Annotated in this window: 29 protein-coding genes; 23 read left to right on the forward strand and 6 right to left on the reverse strand. The window is 69.7% G+C overall.

Going from position 1 to position 18,393, the window contains the following annotated elements; translation table 11 throughout:
* The first annotated feature begins 5 nt into the window (after positions 1-5).
* Positions 6-287: a DUF2277 domain-containing protein gene (locus tag D0D37_RS12670; RefSeq protein WP_116200703.1), complete on the forward strand. Its 282-nt coding sequence runs from the start codon at positions 6-8 to the stop codon at positions 285-287.
* 8 nt (positions 288-295) lie between these two features.
* Here D0D37_RS12670 and D0D37_RS12675 read toward each other — a convergent pair whose 3' ends face one another.
* The 3 genes from D0D37_RS12675 to D0D37_RS12685 all read right to left on the reverse strand — a co-directional run bounded on the left by D0D37_RS12675 (position 296) and on the right by D0D37_RS12685 (position 1,903).
* Positions 296-508 (reverse strand): KTSC domain-containing protein, encoded by a 213-nt coding sequence (locus D0D37_RS12675; protein ID WP_116200704.1) that lies wholly within the window; start codon positions 506-508, stop codon positions 296-298.
* A 397-nt stretch (positions 509-905) separates the two neighbouring features.
* On the reverse strand, positions 906-1,400 hold the full coding sequence (locus tag D0D37_RS12680) for an ImmA/IrrE family metallo-endopeptidase (RefSeq protein WP_116200705.1): 495 nt from the start codon (positions 1,398-1,400) through the stop codon (positions 906-908).
* A 35-nt stretch (positions 1,401-1,435) separates the two neighbouring features.
* Entirely contained in the window at positions 1,436-1,903 is a 468-nt protein-coding gene (locus tag D0D37_RS12685; RefSeq protein ID WP_116200706.1) for a helix-turn-helix domain-containing protein, read from the reverse strand.
* A gap of 165 nt (positions 1,904-2,068) precedes the next feature.
* Between D0D37_RS12685 and D0D37_RS12690 the strand changes: the two genes are divergently transcribed.
* The 16 genes from D0D37_RS12690 (at position 2,069) to D0D37_RS12760 (ending at position 11,712) form a co-directional block, all read left to right on the forward strand.
* Complete coding sequence (locus tag D0D37_RS12690; protein WP_116200707.1) at positions 2,069-2,329, forward strand: helix-turn-helix domain-containing protein; 261 nt, start codon at positions 2,069-2,071, stop codon at positions 2,327-2,329.
* Positions 2,326-3,231: a YqaJ viral recombinase family nuclease gene (locus tag D0D37_RS12695; RefSeq protein WP_116200708.1), complete on the forward strand. Its 906-nt coding sequence runs from the start codon at positions 2,326-2,328 to the stop codon at positions 3,229-3,231. The genes D0D37_RS12690 and D0D37_RS12695 overlap by 4 nt, the downstream gene beginning before the upstream one ends.
* The gene (locus D0D37_RS12700; protein WP_116200709.1) at positions 3,228-4,037 is read left to right on the forward strand and encodes a recombinase RecT; all 810 of its coding nucleotides are present in this window, start codon (positions 3,228-3,230) and stop codon (positions 4,035-4,037) included. Before D0D37_RS12695 ends, D0D37_RS12700 begins: the two co-directional genes overlap by 4 nt.
* Positions 4,034-4,402: a hypothetical protein gene (locus D0D37_RS12705; protein ID WP_116200710.1), complete on the forward strand. Its 369-nt coding sequence runs from the start codon at positions 4,034-4,036 to the stop codon at positions 4,400-4,402. The genes D0D37_RS12700 and D0D37_RS12705 overlap by 4 nt, the downstream gene beginning before the upstream one ends.
* On the forward strand, positions 4,399-4,665 hold the full coding sequence (locus D0D37_RS12710; protein WP_116200711.1) for a hypothetical protein: 267 nt from the start codon (positions 4,399-4,401) through the stop codon (positions 4,663-4,665). The genes D0D37_RS12705 and D0D37_RS12710 overlap by 4 nt, the downstream gene beginning before the upstream one ends.
* On the forward strand, positions 4,644-4,988 hold the full coding sequence (locus D0D37_RS12715) for a hypothetical protein (protein ID WP_116200712.1): 345 nt from the start codon (positions 4,644-4,646) through the stop codon (positions 4,986-4,988). Before D0D37_RS12710 ends, D0D37_RS12715 begins: the two co-directional genes overlap by 22 nt.
* A 148-nt stretch (positions 4,989-5,136) precedes the next feature.
* A complete protein-coding gene (locus D0D37_RS12720) occupies positions 5,137-5,373 on the forward strand; it encodes a hypothetical protein (RefSeq protein ID WP_116200713.1) in 237 nt (78 codons plus the stop codon).
* Positions 5,373-6,257, forward strand: a complete 885-nt coding sequence (locus D0D37_RS12725; RefSeq protein ID WP_116200714.1) for a helix-turn-helix domain-containing protein — start codon at positions 5,373-5,375, stop codon at positions 6,255-6,257. Before D0D37_RS12720 ends, D0D37_RS12725 begins: the two co-directional genes overlap by 1 nt.
* On the forward strand, positions 6,254-6,769 hold the full coding sequence (locus D0D37_RS12730; RefSeq protein WP_116200715.1) for a zinc finger domain-containing protein: 516 nt from the start codon (positions 6,254-6,256) through the stop codon (positions 6,767-6,769). The genes D0D37_RS12725 and D0D37_RS12730 overlap by 4 nt, the downstream gene beginning before the upstream one ends.
* 16 nt (positions 6,770-6,785) lie before the next feature.
* Positions 6,786-7,319 carry a hypothetical protein gene (locus D0D37_RS47395; protein ID WP_208719923.1) on the forward strand — a complete coding sequence of 178 codons (534 nt, stop codon included), beginning with the start codon at positions 6,786-6,788 and terminating at the stop codon, positions 7,317-7,319.
* Positions 7,316-7,825 carry a WhiB family transcriptional regulator gene (locus D0D37_RS12740; RefSeq protein ID WP_116200716.1) on the forward strand — a complete coding sequence of 170 codons (510 nt, stop codon included), beginning with the start codon at positions 7,316-7,318 and terminating at the stop codon, positions 7,823-7,825. Before D0D37_RS47395 ends, D0D37_RS12740 begins: the two co-directional genes overlap by 4 nt.
* Before the next feature lie 46 nt (positions 7,826-7,871).
* Positions 7,872-8,153: a hypothetical protein gene (locus D0D37_RS12745; protein WP_162834188.1), complete on the forward strand. Its 282-nt coding sequence runs from the start codon at positions 7,872-7,874 to the stop codon at positions 8,151-8,153.
* 40 nt (positions 8,154-8,193) lie between these two features.
* Positions 8,194-9,057: a hypothetical protein gene (locus tag D0D37_RS12750; protein ID WP_116200718.1), complete on the forward strand. Its 864-nt coding sequence runs from the start codon at positions 8,194-8,196 to the stop codon at positions 9,055-9,057.
* Between the two features lie 3 nt (positions 9,058-9,060).
* Positions 9,061-9,783: a hypothetical protein gene (locus D0D37_RS46545; RefSeq protein ID WP_162834189.1), complete on the forward strand. Its 723-nt coding sequence runs from the start codon at positions 9,061-9,063 to the stop codon at positions 9,781-9,783.
* A gap of 176 nt (positions 9,784-9,959) precedes the next feature.
* Positions 9,960-10,454, forward strand: a complete 495-nt coding sequence (locus tag D0D37_RS12755; protein ID WP_208719924.1) for a helix-turn-helix domain-containing protein — start codon at positions 9,960-9,962, stop codon at positions 10,452-10,454.
* On the forward strand, positions 10,447-11,712 hold the full coding sequence (locus tag D0D37_RS12760) for a PBSX family phage terminase large subunit (RefSeq protein ID WP_116200720.1): 1,266 nt from the start codon (positions 10,447-10,449) through the stop codon (positions 11,710-11,712). The genes D0D37_RS12755 and D0D37_RS12760 overlap by 8 nt, the downstream gene beginning before the upstream one ends.
* Here the strand turns inward: D0D37_RS12760 and D0D37_RS12765 are convergent.
* The gene (locus tag D0D37_RS12765; protein ID WP_116200721.1) at positions 11,669-11,950 is read right to left on the reverse strand and encodes a hypothetical protein; all 282 of its coding nucleotides are present in this window, start codon (positions 11,948-11,950) and stop codon (positions 11,669-11,671) included. The two genes, D0D37_RS12760 and D0D37_RS12765, sit on opposite strands and share 44 nt — an antisense overlap.
* 33 nt (positions 11,951-11,983) lie before the next feature.
* Here D0D37_RS12765 and D0D37_RS12770 point away from each other — a divergent pair, with 33 nt between their 5' ends.
* Genes D0D37_RS12770 through D0D37_RS46550 form a run of 3 tightly spaced genes read left to right on the forward strand, consistent with a single transcriptional unit; the run spans position 11,984 to position 15,709 of the window.
* Entirely contained in the window at positions 11,984-13,582 is a 1,599-nt protein-coding gene (locus D0D37_RS12770; protein WP_116200722.1) for a phage portal protein, read from the forward strand.
* Positions 13,554-15,467 (forward strand): phage minor capsid protein, encoded by a 1,914-nt coding sequence (locus tag D0D37_RS12775; protein WP_116200723.1) that lies wholly within the window; start codon positions 13,554-13,556, stop codon positions 15,465-15,467. Before D0D37_RS12770 ends, D0D37_RS12775 begins: the two co-directional genes overlap by 29 nt.
* On the forward strand, positions 15,455-15,709 hold the full coding sequence (locus D0D37_RS46550) for a hypothetical protein (RefSeq protein WP_162834190.1): 255 nt from the start codon (positions 15,455-15,457) through the stop codon (positions 15,707-15,709). Before D0D37_RS12775 ends, D0D37_RS46550 begins: the two co-directional genes overlap by 13 nt.
* Before the next feature lie 5 nt (positions 15,710-15,714).
* Here the strand turns inward: D0D37_RS46550 and D0D37_RS12780 are convergent, their stop codons facing one another.
* Both D0D37_RS12780 and D0D37_RS12785 read right to left on the reverse strand, forming a co-directional pair.
* A complete protein-coding gene (locus tag D0D37_RS12780) occupies positions 15,715-15,987 on the reverse strand; it encodes a hypothetical protein (protein WP_116200724.1) in 273 nt (90 codons plus the stop codon).
* Positions 15,984-16,205: a hypothetical protein gene (locus D0D37_RS12785; RefSeq protein ID WP_116200725.1), complete on the reverse strand. Its 222-nt coding sequence runs from the start codon at positions 16,203-16,205 to the stop codon at positions 15,984-15,986. Before D0D37_RS12785 ends, D0D37_RS12780 begins: the two co-directional genes overlap by 4 nt.
* Positions 16,206-16,340: 135 nt before the next feature.
* On the opposite strand from D0D37_RS12785, the gene D0D37_RS12790 reads away from it, so the two are divergent.
* Genes D0D37_RS12790 through D0D37_RS12800 form a run of 3 tightly spaced genes read left to right on the forward strand, consistent with a single transcriptional unit; the run spans position 16,341 to position 18,324 of the window.
* On the forward strand, positions 16,341-17,018 hold the full coding sequence (locus tag D0D37_RS12790; protein ID WP_116200726.1) for a hypothetical protein: 678 nt from the start codon (positions 16,341-16,343) through the stop codon (positions 17,016-17,018).
* A gap of 20 nt (positions 17,019-17,038) precedes the next feature.
* Positions 17,039-18,043, forward strand: coding sequence for a major capsid protein (locus D0D37_RS12795; RefSeq protein WP_116200727.1), 1,005 nt, complete (start codon positions 17,039-17,041; stop codon positions 18,041-18,043).
* Positions 18,043-18,324, forward strand: coding sequence for a hypothetical protein (locus D0D37_RS12800; protein ID WP_116200728.1), 282 nt, complete (start codon positions 18,043-18,045; stop codon positions 18,322-18,324). Before D0D37_RS12795 ends, D0D37_RS12800 begins: the two co-directional genes overlap by 1 nt.
* Positions 18,325-18,393 lie beyond the last annotated feature (69 nt).

Raw genomic sequence — 18,393 nt, forward strand, 5'->3', positions numbered from 1 at the left:
AGCACATGTGCCGAAACATCACGACGCTCCGCGGCCTGCAGCCCGCCGCCACCACGGACGAGATCGAAGCCGCGGCACGCCAGTACGTGCGCAAAGTGACCGGGGTGCAGTCCCTTTCGGACGCGACGCGCGAACCGTTCGAAGCGGCGGTCGCCGAAATCGCCGAGATCACCGCGCGGCTGCTGGAAGAACTCCCGCAACGCCGCCAGCCGCCGGCGACCGTGCCGCCGCTGCGCCGCCCGGAAGTCCAGGCGCGGATCGCCCTGCGCGAGGCCAAGAAAGCCTGACGCCGCAATCACTCCACGGCTTGTCCCGGGAATCGCGGCTTGATCTCCTGGTTGAGGTAGCGCCCCGGGCTGTCGGCGGCCATCAGCGCGCGGTGCACGCGCGCGGGCACGAGGTGGTAGCGGTAGACGCCGCCGTTGTGGAACCCGATTTCCAGCACCGACTTCGCGGCGTCGTAGCCGACGTCGCGAATGACGGAAGACTCCACGGGAACCCGGCGCACAGCACGGCCAGGGTACCCGCGCGACCGGCGGATCCAGGCAGCCGAATCCGTCGCGCCGGACCGCGTCTTCGGCCAAGACCGGGCGCGAACCGAGTGCGACAGCCGCCCGGCTTCGCCGCTTCGGCGTTCACCCGGTCGATCGACAGGCGACCCAGCACCTCCGCTGCTCCGCCGAGGAGAACCGCCGAAGAAAACAGCCCCGGTCTCCCGCGCGAACACGGAATCCGGGGCCGGACACTCGAGGCGTCAAGCGGAAGCGGAGGGATTTGAACCCCCGGTAGGTTTCCCTACGGACGCTTTCAAGCTGAGCGGTACTTAGCGCTGTGCTCACCTGGCTTTTTGCAGCTTACCAGCGAACGAATGAGGCCCAAGCGAGTGTAGTGCACTTGATCTTGAGTTATGCCTGCTGGAACCCCGGGAGGCTCCGAGCGGCGAACCGTCGAAGCTCTGCGAGGGGACGGCGAGCCCTTCCTCGCGTTCGCTTGCCGATCTCGCGGTACTCCCCGGCAGAGAGATCGAGCAGCCGGACGTACAGCGTCCGCGCGTCCACGACGAGCTGTTCGGCGATCTCGCCGGCGTTGTCCGACCAGAGCGCCGCGTCGGCAAGATCGGCAACGGTGATCAGTCGCCGGGCGGCGACGGCGTGTACCTGCCGCTCGAGTCGCGTGTCAAGCCAACTCACGCCGCAGTAGCCGAGGACGTCGTCGCGTCGTTCGTGGTGGACGATCTCGTGCGCCGTCGTGCACCGCGCCTCGACCTGAGTCAAGATCGGGTTAAGCCGGATCAAGCCACCCCGGTAAGCGCCCCACCCGGCGACAGCAGCCGACACGATGACCTCGGCTCCGAGCTGCTCGGCATGTCTGTACGGGTCGTAAGCCCGTCCCCACTCCATGCGTGTTTCCTCCCCAACACGCAAGCGGTGGGAAGTCAGGCGCCGGTCTCTGGTCCGGGTTCGTCGGGCCGTTCGGCGTCGCTGAGCCACTCGCGTTCTTGTTGAACTCTCATCGGTTCTACGTCTGGGCTGTCGGCGACGAGATGGAGAGAGTTACCGGGCGCAAACGTGGGATGTTTCACGGGCGAACGGGGAACTTCCGAGGTAACGCGCTTGAACCTGAGGTCGATCTCGTCGAGCAGCTCGCGCACCGAGTAGGCGGCGAGGCCCTGCCTCGACTCCTCCACGGTGAGCAGGCCGGCACCGACGAGCAGGGGCACGAGCGGCTCGTCGAGCGCTTCGGCGACAGCTCGCGCGTTGCCGATCGTGGGTGGTGAACCGCGGTTTCGCCAATCCGAGATGCGGCTCTCGGACACGCCGGCAGCCCGCGACAGGTGCGCCGGTTTCCAGCCGCGCCGGTCGAGTTGCGCCTGTAGGTACGTCCACCACTGCCCGTCAGCCATGACGCCATGTTACTTCCGTGTACGGAACTAGCGGAACCCGACTTGCGTCGTTCGTCCCGATACTTGCGCACACGGAAGCGTTGAAAGTGCGTCCTATCTGCACGTATGGTCGATCTTCCTAGGGGCCGGGGATCTTCCACACACGGAAGCAGAGGGGAACTTTCTGTGACATCGCACGTCCGCATCCGACCGGATGCGCTGAGCAAGGTCGCAACCGCGAAGGGGTTGCGGTCGCGGTACGCATTGGCGAAGGCCCTCGGGGTGAGTCAGTCGACCGTTGGGCGCGTGCTCGACGGCGAGCAGTGGCCGGGAAACGAGTTCATCGCCGCGACTATTAACGGGCTCGACATCCCGTTCGACACGGTGTTCGAGGTGACCGTCGGCGAGGTCGCCGCGACGAACGAGCACGCGAGCGTGTCCGGATGAGCGCCGCGGCTGTCCGCGTCGGCACCTTCGAGCCGGGCTCGGCCGAATGGTTCACCGCTCGCGCGTCCGCGCTTGGCGGCTCCGAGGTCGCCGCCGTCCTCGGGTTGTCGCCGTGGGAATCGCGTTTCTCGCTCTGGCACCGCAAGAAAGGCACCGCGAGCGCAGCGGACGACAACGATGTCATGCGGTGGGGCCGCTGGCTCGAGGACCCGATCGCCCGCGCGTTCGCCGCGGCACATCCCGAGTACCGGGTGCGCCGGTCCGGGACGTGGGCGAGCCGAGCGCGCCGGTGGCAGGTCGCCACGCCCGACCGGCTGCTGTCCAGCCTGACCGAGCGCGCGCTGCTCGAGATCAAGACGGCCCACAACGCCGACGAGTGGGGCGAGCCCGGTACCGACGAAATCCCCATCTACTACCGGACTCAAACCCTGTGGCAGCTCGACACGCTCGGTCTGTCCCGCGCACACATCGCCGTGTTGATTTCCGGCTCGGACTACCGCGAGTACGCCGTCGACTGGAACATTGCCGAGGTTTCCGTGCTGCGCGAAGCCGCCCGCGAGTTCCTCGACACCCTCGAACGCGACGAGCGCCCCGACATTGACGAGCACACCGCGACCTACCGCACGGTGCGCGCGTTGCATCCGCTCATTGACGACGTCGAGGTCGAGATCGCGCCGGCCCTGGCCAGGCGCTACCGCGCCGCGGTCTCCGCATACAAGGCCGCCGAGGACACCAAGCGCCACGCGGCCGCCGAGGTGCTCGACGCGCTCGGCACCGGGCGCCGCGCCGTCGTCGACGGCGAATCGATCGCCATTCGCGTACCGGGCACCGGCGACTCGCCGCCGTCGCTGCGCCCGTCTCCCATCCGTTCGACACCGCAGAAGGTGAGCGCTGCCGCATGATCTCGCAGACCGTCACGACCGCCGTCGCGCAGCAGAAAGACAGCTCGCCGGCCGCGCTGGTGCGCAAGTACCGCACGGACTTCGCAACAGTGCTCCCGAGTCACATCAAGCCCGAGACGTGGCTGCGCATCGCTACCGGCGCCCTGCGCCGGAGTCCCCAGCTTGCGAATGCCGCCAAGCGGAACCCGTCGTCGCTCCTGGTCGCGCTGCTCGAGGCCGCGCGCAAGGGACTCGAGCCCGGAACGGAGCAGTTCTATCTCGTTCCCCGCAAGGGCAAGAACGGCCCCGAGGTACTCGGCATCACCGGCTATCAGGGCGAGGTCGAACTCATGTACCGGGCCGGTGCTGTCTCGTCGGTCAAGGTCGAGGTTGTCCGCGAGCACGACACGTTCGCCTACAACCCCGGCGAACACGACCGCCCGGTGCACGAGATCGACTGGCGCGCCGACCGCGGCGACCTGGTGCTCACCTACGCCTACGCCGTCATGCGCGACGGCGCGACTAGCAACGTCGTAGTGCTCTCGGCCGACGACATCGCCGTCATCCTCAAGAAGGCCGACGGTGCCGACTCGCCGTTCTCGCCCTGGCAGTGGAATCCGAAAGCGATGTGGCTCAAGAGTGCCGCGCGCCAGCTCGCGAAGTGGGTACCAACCTCGGCCGAGTACGTGCGGCTGCCCGACGTGCCGCTCGAATCCCTGCCGCCGGCGAAGCCGCTCGATCTGCCCCGGGTCGACGACGTCGTCGACGCCGAGATCGTCGAGGACTGGCCCACCGCGCCGGACGACACCGCGGACGGTGCCCGATGACCGCGACCAACGCGAAGGGGTTCGAGGTGATCGCCGACGAGCCGACCGAGGCGCCTATGCGCGCCAAGGGCGGCGCGCCGGTGCTGTGGCGGCAAACGCGAACGCTGCTGCTCGCCGACGGGTCGACGACGTACGGGTGCCTGCACTGTGACTACACCTCGGACAACATGCACTCGATCCGACCGCACCTGAACAAGCACCGGACCACACCGGCCGTCGAGGTGGAGGTCGACCCGCTCGACGGGCTCACCCTCGGCGAGATCCGACAGCAGCTCGCCGCGGCCGACGACTGGAAAGCGCGCGCCCTGCGCGCCGAGCAACACCTGTCGATGCTGCGCTCGGCCCTGCGGGAGGTGACCGCATGATCGCCTCCGCGCTTGTGCCGACCGGCCGCGTGGTCGTCTGCTGCGTCGAGCACGTCGGCACCGACTGCTGCGACCCGATGGACTGCTCGCCATGCTGCCCGCAGTGTCCGACGTGTCCGGTGGTCGCCGAGCGAACGCCGGCACAGCGGGTCTACGACATGTCCGGACACCGCGAGCTACTCGCCGACCTGGCCGAATGGGCTCGCGAGATTCGGTCACGTCCTTGGGAGGGGGCCAAGCCGTGGCCGACCAGCTCGCCCTAGGGTTCGCCGATCGGCACGCCGGACAAGAGGCCAACCTCGCCGCCGCGGTCGCCGTGAACCGCGACTACCGGGCGGCCGCCGAGGCAGTGCTCGCCGAGCTGGTTCGCGAGGGCCGGCCGTTCACCGCCGAGGACATCCGCAAGGCCGTTCCCAAGGACGTCGAGCCGCACTCGCCGAATGTCCTTCCGTCCGTGCTCGGCACGTGGGCCGCGCGTCGACTGATCGTGCCGTGCGGCGAGTACCGCAGCCGCCGGCGGAGCCGCCGCGCCAGCCGTAACCGGGTGTGGATCGCCCGAAGGCCAGTCGCGGAAATGAATTCGTAGGGCGAATCTGTGTCACTTTCGTGGCGCTTCACGATCCTTTTTGGCCTTAGCTTTTGAGCCCAACACAGCAATAACAGCACGTCATCGACCAGTGGCGGGCGCGGTGAAGCGCGCCCGCGTCCGCCACTGCACCACCCCAGGGGGACCCGTGATCATCGAATTTCCCGGCACCAGAACCGCGGCCGCACTGGTGCGCAAGCTCGACGCGCTCGCCGTCGAGGCCGCGCTCAACGGACGGCGAGCCTACGACGAGTTGCACCCACGCGAGGTGTTCGAGGTTGTCCGGATCGCTCGCCGGCGCGGCGACACCCTCGACCAGGTTGCCGCGCTGCTCGACGTGGATTTCTTCGTGATCGCCGACGAGTACGCCGCCGCGGGGGTCTGATGAGCGTTCAAGCCCTGCGTTGGGCCGCCGAGCAGCAGGTCGGCGCGCCCATGCCGAAACTCGTGCTCTACGCCCTGGCCGAGCACGCCAACCGCGACGGCTACGCCACAACGTCACTTACCACGCTCGCGCGAGAGACCGAGGCGTCGCGTCGAACCGTGCAGCGCGGGCTCGACACGCTCGTCGAGCGACGGCTCATCGCCCGCACCCGACGCCAGCGCGGCACCGGTGCCGACACGTCCAGCGAGTACCGCCTCATGCTCAACCGGCCCGGTGACGGTGCCACACCGACACCCCAGCGGGAGGGACACACCGACACCCCCGAGGGTCAGAACGACACTCCCCCCGTGCCGGAGCGACACTCCGGGAGTGTCGGACAGGCACCCCACGCGGGTGTCACGGTGGCACCCCAAGGTGAACCGGAACTACTGAACCGAACTACGGAACCAGGCCGTCACGCGCGCCCGCACACGCGAGGCACCACCACCGCGGCGGAACTCTCGGCGACCGCGTCTCAGCCCGACGCCTATCGGCTGGTGACGTCCTGGCGCGACCAGACCGGCGCGCCGTATCGGCCGGCTACGATTCGTGCGCTCGCCAAGCAGGTCGACGGCATTTTGCGCGACGGTGGCGCGCTGGTCCCGTTGCGAGCCGCGCTCGACGAGTGGGACCGCCGACCGGATGCTCGGCCCGGTCTGCTGCCACACCTGTACGACGATGCGGTCAAGGCCACCCGGCACGCCGAGCAGCCGTCGACCCGTTCGCCGGCACCACGTAGCGCCCGGGGCGAGAAGGTCCGCGGGTGGCTCGCGCTCGCCGCCGAGTCCGCGCCGGCCGGTGGCGAGCCCGTCGAACTGCTCGTCGCCAGCGGGGGCAACTCGTGAACCGCACAGAGGTCGCCGCGCTGCTCGGTGCGGCCTCGGCCGTCGACCCGAAGGTGCCGCAACCCGACCCGGACGTGCTCACCATGTGGGCCGGCATCCTCGACGACGTCCCGGCCGACGTCGCCGGCGCCGCGGTCCGCGAGCACTACCGGCACAACGGCGAGACCGTCATGCCAGCCGACATCGTCGAATACTGGCGCGCCGTTCGTCGCGACGTCGCCGAGCGCCGGCACACCGCCGAGTTGCGAGCCCGTGCCGCAGATCGTCGGCCCGATTTCCATGCCATCCGCGACGGCGTCGCCCGCGTCACCGCGGCACTCGCCATCACCCGCGGAGTCGACCCCGAGTACGCCGAGGCCGAAGCCGAAGCCCGTCGCGCGTTCCTCGCTGTGCCGTGCCCCTGGTGCAAAGCCCAGCCGGGCGCACCGTGCACCGGCCCCGGCGGCAAGCCGCTCACCAAGCAGGCCGCGCACGATGCCCGGCTCGCCGAGGCGCTCACGTCCACACGATGAACACCAGGGGGAACCGATGAACAACCACGATGAGACCGCCGCGGCGACCGGTCGCCGGCGCCGCCGCGCGCACGCGCGCGTCGACGCCGGCTCGGTGGACGCTCCCGGTTCGGGTCGCCTGTTCACCCTCGAGCGGCTCGACGACGTCACCGGCGTTTCCGGTGTCGGTGTAGTCGCCGAGGGCGCGCAGTTCTTCGACGGCACGGTCGCGGTTCGGTGGGCCGGTGCCGACGCCTCTACCGTCCTGTGGCCCGACCTCGATACCGCGATGCGCGTGCACGGACACGGCGGCCGCACGCGTGTCGTCTGGCAGCCGATCACGGAGCCCGCACCTGTCGACTCTCCGGTGCTCGACCAGCTCGCCGAGCTGCTGCGCCACGCCGGCGAGCGCGCGCCGGCCGTTGTCGAGGGCGATCTCGGCCGCCGGCTCGGCATCGCGCTCGAGGCGCTCGCGCGTCAGCCCGGAACGGGGTTGCTGCCCTACCGGCTGCACCGGCTCGCCGAGACTGTGCTCGCCGCGCCGCTACTCGTCGACGAGGCGCCGCAGTGACGCGCCAGCCGCCGTGGCGCGAGCGAGCAGCGTGCCGCGGCCGCCTCGACCTCGATTTCATCGACCCGGCCGACGAGCAGGTCGACCGGTGCCGCGCCGTGTGCGCCGAGTGCCCGGTGCGCGAGCTGTGCCTCGCCGACGCGCTCGCCGCCGGGGAAGCGTGGGGCATCTGGGGAGGGCTCGACGCCGACGAGCGCGCCGAGGTCGCCGAACAGGCCGGGCACCCCGCGCCCGCAGTTCGGCCAGCGCACGGCACGAATGCCCGGTACGCGAAACACGGGTGCCGCTGCTCGGCGTGCACCGCGGCGCACGCCGAGTACGAACGCGAGCGCCGCGCCCGTCTCCGGGCTCGCCGCCGCGGCACGGTGCCGCGCGCGTACGTGCTCGCCGAGCCGGTTCGGTGCGGCCGCACGTGGGCCGGCGCCGGTCAGTACGTGATAGCGCTTCCCGGTCTCCCGATCCCGGCCGAAGCCGAACCCGACGAGCCGCTCGCCGCGGTCGCGTGAGCGGCGCTCGCCGTAGTCTGTCCGGACTCGACATTGAGGGGATTCGTTGAGCGCACGCGCATTCGCCCGAAGCACACTCATCGCCGGCGACCCGGTGAATTGTCGGCACGAACACCCGCACAAGCAGGGGCGCGTGTGCCTGCTGGCACGGGCGCACGGCGGATTCATCGACGTTGAGCCGCACCGTTCGATCGAGGGCGACGAGTGGTTCGACACGCTGTGCCGAGACTGCCGCGGCGCCGGCTCGGTCGACGGCGTCGACTGTGTACCGTGCGCCGCCGGCGGATGGGTGCTCGTCGACCACACCGCGGACGACGCCGAGGTGTAGCGCATTCGTCGGTGACACCGTCGGCTCGAGGCTCGAATACGTGATCATCACGTGCGACGCTCCATTCTGCGCCAACGCAACCGCCGGCGGCACGGTGTGCCTGTCCTGCCTCGGCCGGCTCCGGTCCGACCTGGTCGACGTCGCCGAACTGGTCGACGAACTCGAGGACACCGTCGCCCGGCTCGCGAACACCGGGCCGCCGCGGGTCGGCTCGCGCCCTGCCGAGACCGGGTTGCCGTTCAACGTCGGCGCCGCCGAGGTCCGCGACGTCGTGCGCAACGTGCTCTCGACGTGGGTGCGGGACCTGTGGGAGACACACGGCCTACGCCAACCGGTGCCCACCGGCGAGACCGCGCCGGACGGGACGCCGCTCACCGTCGCCGAGCTTGAACCGCTCGACCTCGACGACACCTTGCCCGAGATGGCCGCGTGGCTTCGTCGACACCCGTCGTGGGTCGAGTACCACCCGGCCGGCGGCCAAGTGGTCGACGAGATCGGCGACGCCGTCGAGCAGGTCCGCCGGGCCGTCGACCTTCCGCCGGCGCGCGTGTACTGCGGGCCGTGTCCGGACTGCTCGGCCGACCTCTACGCCCGACCCGAACGGGCCGTCGTCGCCTGCCGCGAATGCGGGATGCGACACGACGTCGAGACCCTGCGCGAGAAGCTGCTCGACGCTGCCCGGGACGTCGAGGCGACCGCGGCGGAGATCGCCCGCGCGTTGCCGCAGCTGCTCGGCCGCGAACTGTCGGCGAACACGCTGCGCACGTGGGCGCGCGTCGGCAAGCTCGACAAGCGGGAGCCCGACGAGAACGGCCGGCCGCAGTACCGCGTCGGCGACGTCATCGACCTTGCACTGTCGACACCAACCCGCTCTCGGTCCCGCCCCGCGGGGATACCCTGCTAGACCATGACTGTTAGAGCGTGGCTGACCGGCCGCACGTCCGACCTGGAAATCTTGGCGCGTCATTTCGATGGTCGGAAGCCGACGGTTGGTCGCGGCGACGACGACAACTTCTATCTTGCCTCCGACCCCTTCGACGATTTATTCGATCAAGGGGACGCCTTGCATGAGGCCGCAAAGTGTGAGATAGCGCTCGTCAACGGAATCACCAGCGCCCTCGAACAATCATTTCAGCCGGTTGAACTCACCGGAAGATTCGACGACGACTCAGGACGTCGGCACGGTGTCGTGTTCGCAGAGTTAGCCATAGGCGTCACCGCTACCGCATCGGTCACCGCTACCGTCAACGGGAAGGAAGTACTGCCCCCGCCGTCGCAAGCACCCGAGCTTGTGGCGGTTGCGCGGGACCATCCGGACGCCACCGAGGCGCTCAGCATCCTGACCAAGGCAAAAGGCGATGCAGGCTGGGCCGATCTCTACAAGGTTTTCGAGATCATTAGAGAAAATGTTGGCGGACAGCCACGCCTAATCGAAAAGCAATGGAAAACAAAGATCGAAATCAGCGCTTTTACAGCGTCCGCAAACTCACCGCATGTAAGCGGGAGTGCTGCCCGGCACGCTCGTATGCAGGCAGGAAAGCCCCAACACACGATGAGCCTCTCAGAGGGGCGAGCCATGATCAGCGATCTCCTGATCGCGTGGCTACAGGCGCTTGCCGTCACACCGTGATCGGCGCACACATCCCCCGCAGTCAAGGCCGACCGGTGTAACCCCTGTCGGCCGAGGTTGTGCTTAGAATGACGATTAGCAGCGGGTGAGCTGTACCCGCACCACGATCCGACAGCCCCGGACTACCCTCCCCCCTCGGTCCGGGGCTGTCTGCTGCCCAGGGCGAGGTGATCACCTTGCCGCGCAACCTGATCACCGACGCCGACCGTGAGCGCGTTCGCGAGCTGCACGCCGAGGGCAAGACACGCAACGACATCGCCCGGGAGATCAACCGCTCGCCCTCCACGGTGACCGGCATCGCCCGCGCGCTCGGCCTGTCCTTCGACCGCTCGGCCACTGCCGCCGCAACGCACGCTCGCCAGGTCGACAACCGCGCCCGGCGCACCGACATCGTCGGCCGGCTCTACGGCCGCGCCGAGCGCATCCTCGGCCGACTCGAGGCCGACCGGTACACGTTCACCGCGACCACGATCAACGGCATTGAGTCCAAGGTGCTCGACCACGTGCCGGCACCGGACGAGAAGGCGCTCGCCTCGGCGATGTCGACCCACCTCGGCGCCGCGGCCAAGCTCGAGCAGGTCGACGCCGACACCGGCGCCGAGGGCGTTCGGTCGATGCTCGGCGGGCTCGCCGTCGCGCTCGGCATCGCGACCGGTCCGGCGAATGGGTGAGCCAGCGCTCGACCTCCCCCTCTCGCCGGCGCAAGTCGAGTCGATGCGCGGGGCGAATGCCCGCGTGAACATCTGGTCGGGCGCCATCCGTTCCGGCAAGACCATCGCGAGTCTGTTGCGCTGGTTGATCTACGTCGCACACGCGCCCCGCGGCGGGCAACTCGTGATCGTCGGTCGCACCCGAGACTCGGTCGCCCGCAACGTGTTCGCGCCGCTGCAAGACCCGACCCTGTTCGGCCCACTCGCCGACCACGTCAGCTACACCGCCGGCGCGCCGTCCGGCTGGATTCTCGGCCGACAAGTGTTCGTGCTCGGCGCCTCCGACAGCAAGGCCGAGAAAGTCTTGCGCGGGTTGACATGCGCCGGCGCGTACGTCGACGAGGTCACCGTCGTTGCCCGCGAGTTCTTCAAGCAACTACTAGGCCGGATGTCAGTTCCGGGCGCGCAACTGTTCGGCACCACCAACCCGGATACTCCCGCGCACTGGCTGAAACACGACTACCTCGACCGGCTCGCCGAGCTGCCCGACTGGCGCTCGTTCGCGTTCACCCTCGACGACAACCCCTCATTGTCCGCTGAGTACCGCGCGAGCATCCGCCGCGAATACACCGGCTTGTGGTTCCGCCGGTTCATCCTCGGCGAGTGGGTCGCCGCCGAGGGCGCCGTGTTCGACATGTGGGACCCCGACCGGCACGTCGTACCGTGGGCCGACCTACCCGACCTACGGCGACTGCTCGCCGCCGGCGTCGACTACGGCACCACGAACGCAACCGCAGCGCTCGCGCTCGGCCTCGGCACCGACAACCGGCTGTACCTGGTTGACGAGTGGCGCCACGACCCCGCGCACGCACGGACCCGGCTCACCGACTCCCAGCTCGCCGCCGGCCTGCGGGAGTGGCTCGACCTCGACCACCACCCGCGCCAGCAGGGCCGCCCCGAGTTCGTCGTCGTCGACCCCGCAGCCGCGAGCTTCCGGGTGCAACTCCAGTCCGACGGCGTGCTCACCCAAGCCGCCGACAACGACGTCGCCTACGGCATCCGGACCGTGTCGAGCCTGCTCGCCGAGGACCGGTTGCGCGTTGCCGACCGGTGCCGGGGCTTCATCGCCGAGGTACCCGGCTACTCATGGGACGACAAAGCGACCGCCGCCGGCGAGGACAAGCCGATCAAGATCGCTGATCACTCGCTCGACGGTGGCCGCTACGCCGTGACGACTACCGAGGCGCTCTGGCGGCCGGCGCTGGCTGCCGCCGCCTGAAAAGCGGGTACGCCTCCGGCTTGCCGTTCTTGTCCTGGACGACGGACCAGTCGACCATTTGCCAGCCCTGAGCCTCGATGGATTCGATCATCTCGGCCCATCCGGCGATTGAACCGGACATCGTGTGTTGCGTCGCGGGCGTGTTCAGCCGCGGCGTGAACACGGTCCGACCTTCGGCGATCGCTCGGCCCGCTTCCTCGGCGACCATGTTCGCCTTGGCGTTCTTGATGAATCCCACGTTTCTCCCTGCTGTGGTGAAAGGGGGTGCGTCATGCCGTCTTCGTGGCCTCCCCCGCCGTTCGACGACGCGCACGCGCGTATGCGCGAGTGGGATGCCTGGTACACCGGTGATCCCGAGCGGCTCGTCGAGGTCTACACCGGCGAGCGCCGACGAGCCATTACACCTCGACTTCGCCCGTCGACCTACCGCGGCGGTCTGGTGGGCGGACTCGCCCGGTTCTTCTGGGGCCGTCCGATCCCCGTCGGCCAGACGCGACAGCGGTTGCACGTGCCGCTCGCCGCGGACATCGCGACTGCCTCGGCCGACCTCCTATTCTCCGAACCTCCCCGCATCGTCGTCGACGACACTGCGGCGCAGGCTCGGCTCGACCTCGCGCTCAACTCGCCAGCGATGCACTCGCGGTTGCTCGAGGCGGCCGAGATCGCCTCGGCACTCGGCGGCGCATACCTGCGCGTGGTCTGGGATACCGACGTAGCCGAGCACGCCATGCTCGACGCCGTCCACGCCGACGCCGCAGTGCCCGAATGGCGATGGGGCGAGCTGTCCGCGGTCACCTTCTACACGCGAGTGCGCGTCGACGGCCCGGCCGTGTGGCGCCACCTCGAGCGCTACGAACCTGGCCGGATCGTGCACGCGCTGCACGTCGGCACCGAGACCGAACTCGGCCGCACCGTGCCGCTCGACGAGGCCCCGGCGACCGAGTGGGCGTCGCCGCTGGTCGACGCCGAGGGCAGTATTGCCACCGGCACCAACCGCCTCGCCGCCGCCTACGTGCCCAACGTCCGCCCTAACCGCGTGTGGCGCGGCACCCCGCAGCTCGCGCCGCTGGGCCGATCGGACTTCGACGGGGTCGAAGGTCTCTTCGACGCGCTCGACGAGGTCTACACGAGCTGGATGCGCGACGTCCGGATCGCCAAGGCCCGGCTACTCGTGCCCACCGGGTACTTGCAGGACAACGGCGCCGGCAAGGGCGCGAGCTTCGACGAGGACCGCGAGGTCTACACCGAGTTGAACGCGCTGTCGCGTGGCGGCTCGGACACCCTCACCGTCTCGGCGCACCAGTTCGCTATCCGGGTAGCAGAGCACCGCGACACCGCCGAGGACATCACCCGTACCGCGCTTCGGTCCGCCGGCTATTCGCTGGCAACGCTCGGCGACAACGACGGCGACGCCTCGATCACCGCAACCGAGGTCACCGCCCGCGAGAAGCTGTCGAACCGCACCCGCGACAAGAAGGCGCGCTATTGGGCATCGGGGCTTGCGCACGTCTCCGCCGCGCTGGTCGAGGTCGACCGGGCCGTCTTCGGCGGCACGGCGACCGTGTCCGAGCTGCCGAAGGTCGAGTTTCCCGACCGGACGCAACCGGACCCCGAAGCGCTCGCGCGCACAGTGCAGGCGCTCGGCGCGGCCGAGGCAGCCTCGACCGACGTGCGGGTGCGGATGGTTCATCCCGATTGGGACGACGACCAGGTCGACGACGAGGTCGCCGCCATCCTCGCCGAGTCCGGCCGGACCGTGCCCGATCCGGCGACGTTCCGCGGGCTTGACCAGTTCCCCGACCCGCCGGCGCCCGGCGACAACAAGGTCGAGGGGGCCGCCGATGCCGTGGGAGCCCCCGCCCGGAAGTGATCCGGCCGACGTCGTCGAGCGGCTCGCCGCGGACATTCTCGCCCTGTACACGCAGGCCGAGGCGCGGTTGCTCGGCGACATCGTCCGTCGGGTCCGCGCCGGTCAGGACGTGCCCGAGTGGGCCGCGCAGAAGGCCGCCGCGGCGCGTGAGCTTCGGCTCGCCGCCGAGCGGATCGCTACGCAGGTCACCGGGCAGGCAGGCCAGGCGGCCGCCGATTCCGTGTTCGCCGCGTGGCAGGCCGGCGCCGAGCAAGGGCTCGCGCAGCTCGCCGACCTCGGCGCGCTGTCGCCCGCGCAGCTCGAGCAGCTCGCCGGCGTAGTGCCCGGAATGCAGGCGGCCGCCATCCTCGCCGCCGACCTCACCAGCCGACTCGAGGCGTTGCCGCTGCGCGTCTTGCGCTGGCAGCAGGATGCCTATCAGACGGCGGTCGCCGCCGCGGCGCCCGATCAGTTACTCGGTACCGGCACGATCCACTCGGCGCAGCGCGCCGCGTGGGACCGGCTCGCCGCGCAAGGCGTGACCGGGTTCGTTGACCGCGCCGGCCGCGACTGGAACCTCGCGAGCTACGTCGAGATGGCCGTGCGCACCGCGACCGGGCGCGCGTGGAACGACGGGCACCTCGCCCGGATGGCCTCCGCCGGCGTCGAGCTGGTCACGATCACCCGCTCGGCGCACGCTTGCCGACTGTGTACCCGCTGGGAAGGGCGGGTGTTGGCGCTGTCCGGTCCGGCCGGCGAGCGCCAGGTCGAGCACACCCTCACCGACGAGACGGTCACCGTCGACGTCGCCGCCACTGCCGAGCAGGCGCGGCTCGAGGGGCTCATGCACCCGAACTGTCGACATCAGTTCGTGCCGTTCCTCCCCGGGGTAACCAAGCTCGACGAGATCCGCGAACACGACGCCAAGGCCGAGCAGGACCGCGAAGACCTGCGCGCGCTCGAGCGCAAGGTGCGCCGGAACAAGCGCAAAGCCGCGGCCGCGCTCACCGACGACGAGCGCCAGACCGCCGAGCGTCGGGTGCGCGAAACACAAGCCGAGATCCGCGAACACGTGAAGCGGACCGGGCTCAACCGCAAGCGCTACCGCGAGCAAGTCAACCTCGGACACGGCGACCTCCGGGCCGCGGAACGTCGGCGCGACCAACTCGCCGACCAGGTCACCGGGGGCAGCGCCGAGCAGAACCGGCTCGACGCCATCGCCGCCGAACAGGCCCGCCGGCGCGAGGCCGAGCAGCTCGCCGCCGAGCACGCCGAGCGCCAGGCCACCGAACAGGCCGAGCGCGAAGCCTCCGAGGTGAACCTGCGGGAGCTGTCCGACGAGCAGCTCTCCGACCGGCTCGCCGAAGTTGGCGACGACGAGGACGCCGTCGCCGCAGTGCTCGCCGAGCTGGACCGGCGAGAAGCCGACCAGCAGTACGCCGACGCGGTCGCCGACGACCCGGACGCCGAGAAATGGGCAGAGGTCGACCGACTCGTCGAGACCGGACTCGACTACGAACAGGCGTACGCCGAGGTGTTCGACAAGGACGTCGAGAAGATGCGCCGCGAGGACGCTATCGCCCGGCTTCGGCGCGAGGGCTACACCGGCCGCGGGTTCGACGAACTCGCGCGCGCCGCGTACGCCGAGCGGCTCGAACGCGACTACTTCGCCGCCGAGGCCGCTACAAACGGATTCCTGCTCACGCAAGAAGGCCAGCGCAACGGACTCGACACGCGGAACCTGTGGCGTCAGAACGAGAACTACGCCCGCCGTTGGGCATCCGACGAGCTAAAACAGTGGTGGGACGAAAACGGTAGGGTCACGTTCGACCAGTTCGCCGCCGAGTTGCTCGACGGCGGCAACGGAGAACGGTTCCGCACCGGGGGTGAGTCGTGGCTACAGTGACCGCCGAGCAAGTCCGCGCCGCCCGGGAACAGGGTTACGCCGCTGGCTACGGACTCGCACCGCCGACGCCGAACCCTTACGCGCCAAGGCATACGCCCGAGTGGCTCGGCCCACGAACGCCGGCCGAGCGCGCCCACAAGGAGAACGCCGAGCGTGGGCCTCTCGCGCTCGCGCGTGTGTGGCGACTGGCATATCAGGACGGACAGGCCGCTTACGCGCGCGAACACTCCGAGACGAACTAGTCGACTCACTCGAGGCTGTTACCGCTTCCGGGCATACCTGCGCGCCACTGCCTGATCTCGGGCACGCGCTCGGCGTCCCACCCGGGTACGTCGTCGATCTCGACGTCTGGCTCAGGGAACGGGTGCAGCGAGTCGGCCGGGTACCGCTTGCGCCACTTGCTCACCGCCGAGCGGCTCACGCCGAGTCGCTCGCCGAGCGTTGCCGCTCCAATGAAATGACGGCCGGGCGCCGCAGCTTTCTTCGCGGCGCCCTGCTTGGTGTCGCGTCGCCTATTCACGCGAGCACCGCCCCGCCGAACAGCTCATCGCGCACGTAGAACGACAGAGGGCCGACAGGTTCCGGCCACGCGAACGGCGTCGGCTCGGCAGCCGAGCGTTCGGCGGCGACCTCGGCGCACGCCTCCCAGATGTCGACCTGCCCCGGGACCTGGTCGGCGATGTGCTTGCGCATGGCCTCGGCCTCGAGCAGCGGCCCGACCTCGAAAAGTGCCTGCATTTCGTTCCTCTCTCCGAATGTCCGCGTTGTTGACACTCTACGGGCCATTCGCAGCGAGTGTCAACAACGCGGACACCTTCGTTTCCTCGGCCAGGCGCCGAGTTTTCCCACCCCACGACCGCCCAGGAGGCAACCGTGTCCGCACCTATCACCCCGGCCGGCGCCGCCGGCGCGCCCACTGGCGAACCGTCCGACGAACCGAACACAGCCGGCCAGCCGTCTACAGGTGAGCAGCCATCGGCGACCGGTCAGCCGAGCACACCGGCGCCGACCGATCCACCTGCGGCCGCGGACGAACTCGCCGCGCTCGAGCCGGCCACGCTGGCGAAGATGGTTCGCGACTTGCGCGCCGAGAACGCATCGGACCGCACGAGCGCGAAGACCAAGGCGGCCGACGAGGCGCGGCAGCGGCTCGCGCAGGACATCGGCAAGGCCCTCGGCCTGGTCGCCGGTGAGGATGACAAGGCGGACCCGGCGAAGCTTGCCGAGCAGGTCACCGCCGAGCAGCAGCGCGCCCGCGCCGCCGCGGTGGAGCTGGCCGTGTTCAAGTCCGCCGGCCCGCTCGACGCCGACCCTGCCGCGCTGGTCGACTCGCGCGCGTTCCTCTCCGCGGTCGAGCAGCTCGACCCGACCGCGGCCGACTTCGCCGACAAGATCGGCGCAGCGATTACCAAGGCCGTGACCGACAACCCGAAGTTGCGCACCGTCGGCCAGGTGCCGCCACGCAGCAGCGGGCAGCACGCCGGCGGGACCGGCGCCAAGCCTGCCGCGAAGTCCCTCACGGACGCCATTACCCGCCACTACGGCAACTGACCACATAGGAGAGTCACCCCATGGCCGTCACTCTGGCCGAAGCGAAGAACAACGCACAGACCGACTACGACCCGGCCGTGATCGACGAGTTTCGGAAAGAGTCGGCGATCCTCGATTCGCTGATTTTCGACGACGTCGTCAACCCGTCCGGCGGGGGCGCGACGCTCACCTACGGGTACCGCCGGCTGATCACACAGCCGACCGCGGATTTCCGCGCGCTGAACGCGGAGTACGCGCCGCAGAACGTCACTACCGCCCCGTTTTCGGTCAACCTGGCCGTGCTCGGTGGCGCGTTCGAGGTCGACCGGGTTATCGCCAAGGTCGGCCCGGCCGCGTCCGCCGCGGTGTCGCTGAACATGTCGCAGAAGATCAAGGCCGCGAACACCCGGTTTCAGGATGCCGTGATCAACGGCGACACTGCCGTCGACACCAACGGTTTCGACGGGCTCGACAAGGCGCTCGTGGGCTCGACGACGGAGTTTCGCGCCGGGCAGGTCACCGACTGGACCGACTTCGACACCAACGCGCGCGCCGAGCACAAGGCGCTCGACGCCATCGACGAATTTCTGTCGCTGCTCGACGGCGCCCCGTCGGTGGTGATCGGCAACGCGAAGTCGCTTGCTCGTGTCCGGGCAGCAGCTCGGCGCGCAAGCATGTACACCCGCGACCCGGTCGAGGGGCTGCTCGGCGTCAACGGCCGGCCCGTCGTGCGTGAGACCTACGGCGGGGTGCTGCTCGTCGACGCCGGCGCCAAGGCCGGCACGAACAACCCGATTGTGCCGATTCTCGGCCGGACCGTCGGAGGCACGGCCGCGACCGGACTTACCGACCTCTACGCGTACCGCGTAGGGCTCGACGGATTCCACGGCGTTGCGACCGTCGGCACGCAGCTCGTCGAGAGCTGGCTGCCCGACTTCACCCTCGCCGGTGCCGTGAAAAAGGGCGAGGTGGAACTCGGCCCGGTCGCCGTCGCGCTCAAGGCCACCAAGTCCGCCGCCGTCTTCCGCAACATCAAGGTGCAGTGATGCCACAACACACCATCAAAACCCCCGTCGCCGACTACACCGGCACCGTCGCCGGCGTCCGATTCACCGCCGGCCGCGGCGAGACCGGCGACGAAAACGCGGTCGCCTACTTCCAGCGCCAGGGCTACACCGTGACGCCGGTCGAGGACGACATCGAGCCCGACGAACACCCCGCCGACGACCCACCGGTCGATACCGCACCCGTCGACGAGACAGCGGTCGACGCCTCGCCGGCCGCCGACGGGGCGAAGCGCACCAACCGCCGCACGCCGGCGAAGTAGCCGCCGCGGTTGGTGCCCGCGCCCCCGACCGGGCACCGGCCGCGGCTTCCACCGACGAGAGGGGGCACC

The organism is Amycolatopsis circi (assembly GCF_003385235.1).
Lineage (GTDB): Bacteria > Actinomycetota > Actinomycetes > Mycobacteriales > Pseudonocardiaceae > Amycolatopsis > Amycolatopsis circi.

Bases quoted from the DNA above. Each gene is read 5' to 3' on its own strand.
- D0D37_RS12710 (WP_116200711.1), top strand. From the start codon at position 4,399: ATGATCGCCTCCGCGCTTGTGCCGACCGGCCGCGTGGTCGTCTGCTGC.
- D0D37_RS12700 (WP_116200709.1), top strand. From the start codon at position 3,228: ATGATCTCGCAGACCGTCACGACCGCCGTCGCGCAGCAGAAAGACAGC.
- D0D37_RS12760 (WP_116200720.1), top strand. From the start codon at position 10,447: ATGGGTGAGCCAGCGCTCGACCTCCCCCTCTCGCCGGCGCAAGTCGAG.
- D0D37_RS12705 (WP_116200710.1), top strand. From the start codon at position 4,034: ATGACCGCGACCAACGCGAAGGGGTTCGAGGTGATCGCCGACGAGCCG.
- D0D37_RS12785 (WP_116200725.1), bottom strand. From the start codon at position 16,205: ATGCAGGCACTTTTCGAGGTCGGGCCGCTGCTCGAGGCCGAGGCCATG.
- D0D37_RS12695 (WP_116200708.1), top strand. From the start codon at position 2,326: ATGAGCGCCGCGGCTGTCCGCGTCGGCACCTTCGAGCCGGGCTCGGCC.
- D0D37_RS12680 (WP_116200705.1), bottom strand. From the start codon at position 1,400: ATGGAGTGGGGACGGGCTTACGACCCGTACAGACATGCCGAGCAGCTC.
- D0D37_RS12800 (WP_116200728.1), top strand. From the start codon at position 18,043: ATGCCACAACACACCATCAAAACCCCCGTCGCCGACTACACCGGCACC.
- D0D37_RS12770 (WP_116200722.1), top strand. From the start codon at position 11,984: ATGCCGTCTTCGTGGCCTCCCCCGCCGTTCGACGACGCGCACGCGCGT.
- D0D37_RS12775 (WP_116200723.1), top strand. From the start codon at position 13,554: ATGCCGTGGGAGCCCCCGCCCGGAAGTGATCCGGCCGACGTCGTCGAG.
- D0D37_RS12670 (WP_116200703.1), top strand. From the start codon at position 6: ATGTGCCGAAACATCACGACGCTCCGCGGCCTGCAGCCCGCCGCCACC.
- D0D37_RS12685 (WP_116200706.1), bottom strand. From the start codon at position 1,903: ATGGCTGACGGGCAGTGGTGGACGTACCTACAGGCGCAACTCGACCGG.
- D0D37_RS46545 (WP_162834189.1), top strand. From the start codon at position 9,061: ATGACTGTTAGAGCGTGGCTGACCGGCCGCACGTCCGACCTGGAAATC.
- D0D37_RS47395 (WP_208719923.1), top strand. From the start codon at position 6,786: ATGAACAACCACGATGAGACCGCCGCGGCGACCGGTCGCCGGCGCCGC.
- D0D37_RS12795 (WP_116200727.1), top strand. From the start codon at position 17,039: ATGGCCGTCACTCTGGCCGAAGCGAAGAACAACGCACAGACCGACTAC.
- D0D37_RS12725 (WP_116200714.1), top strand. From the start codon at position 5,373: ATGAGCGTTCAAGCCCTGCGTTGGGCCGCCGAGCAGCAGGTCGGCGCG.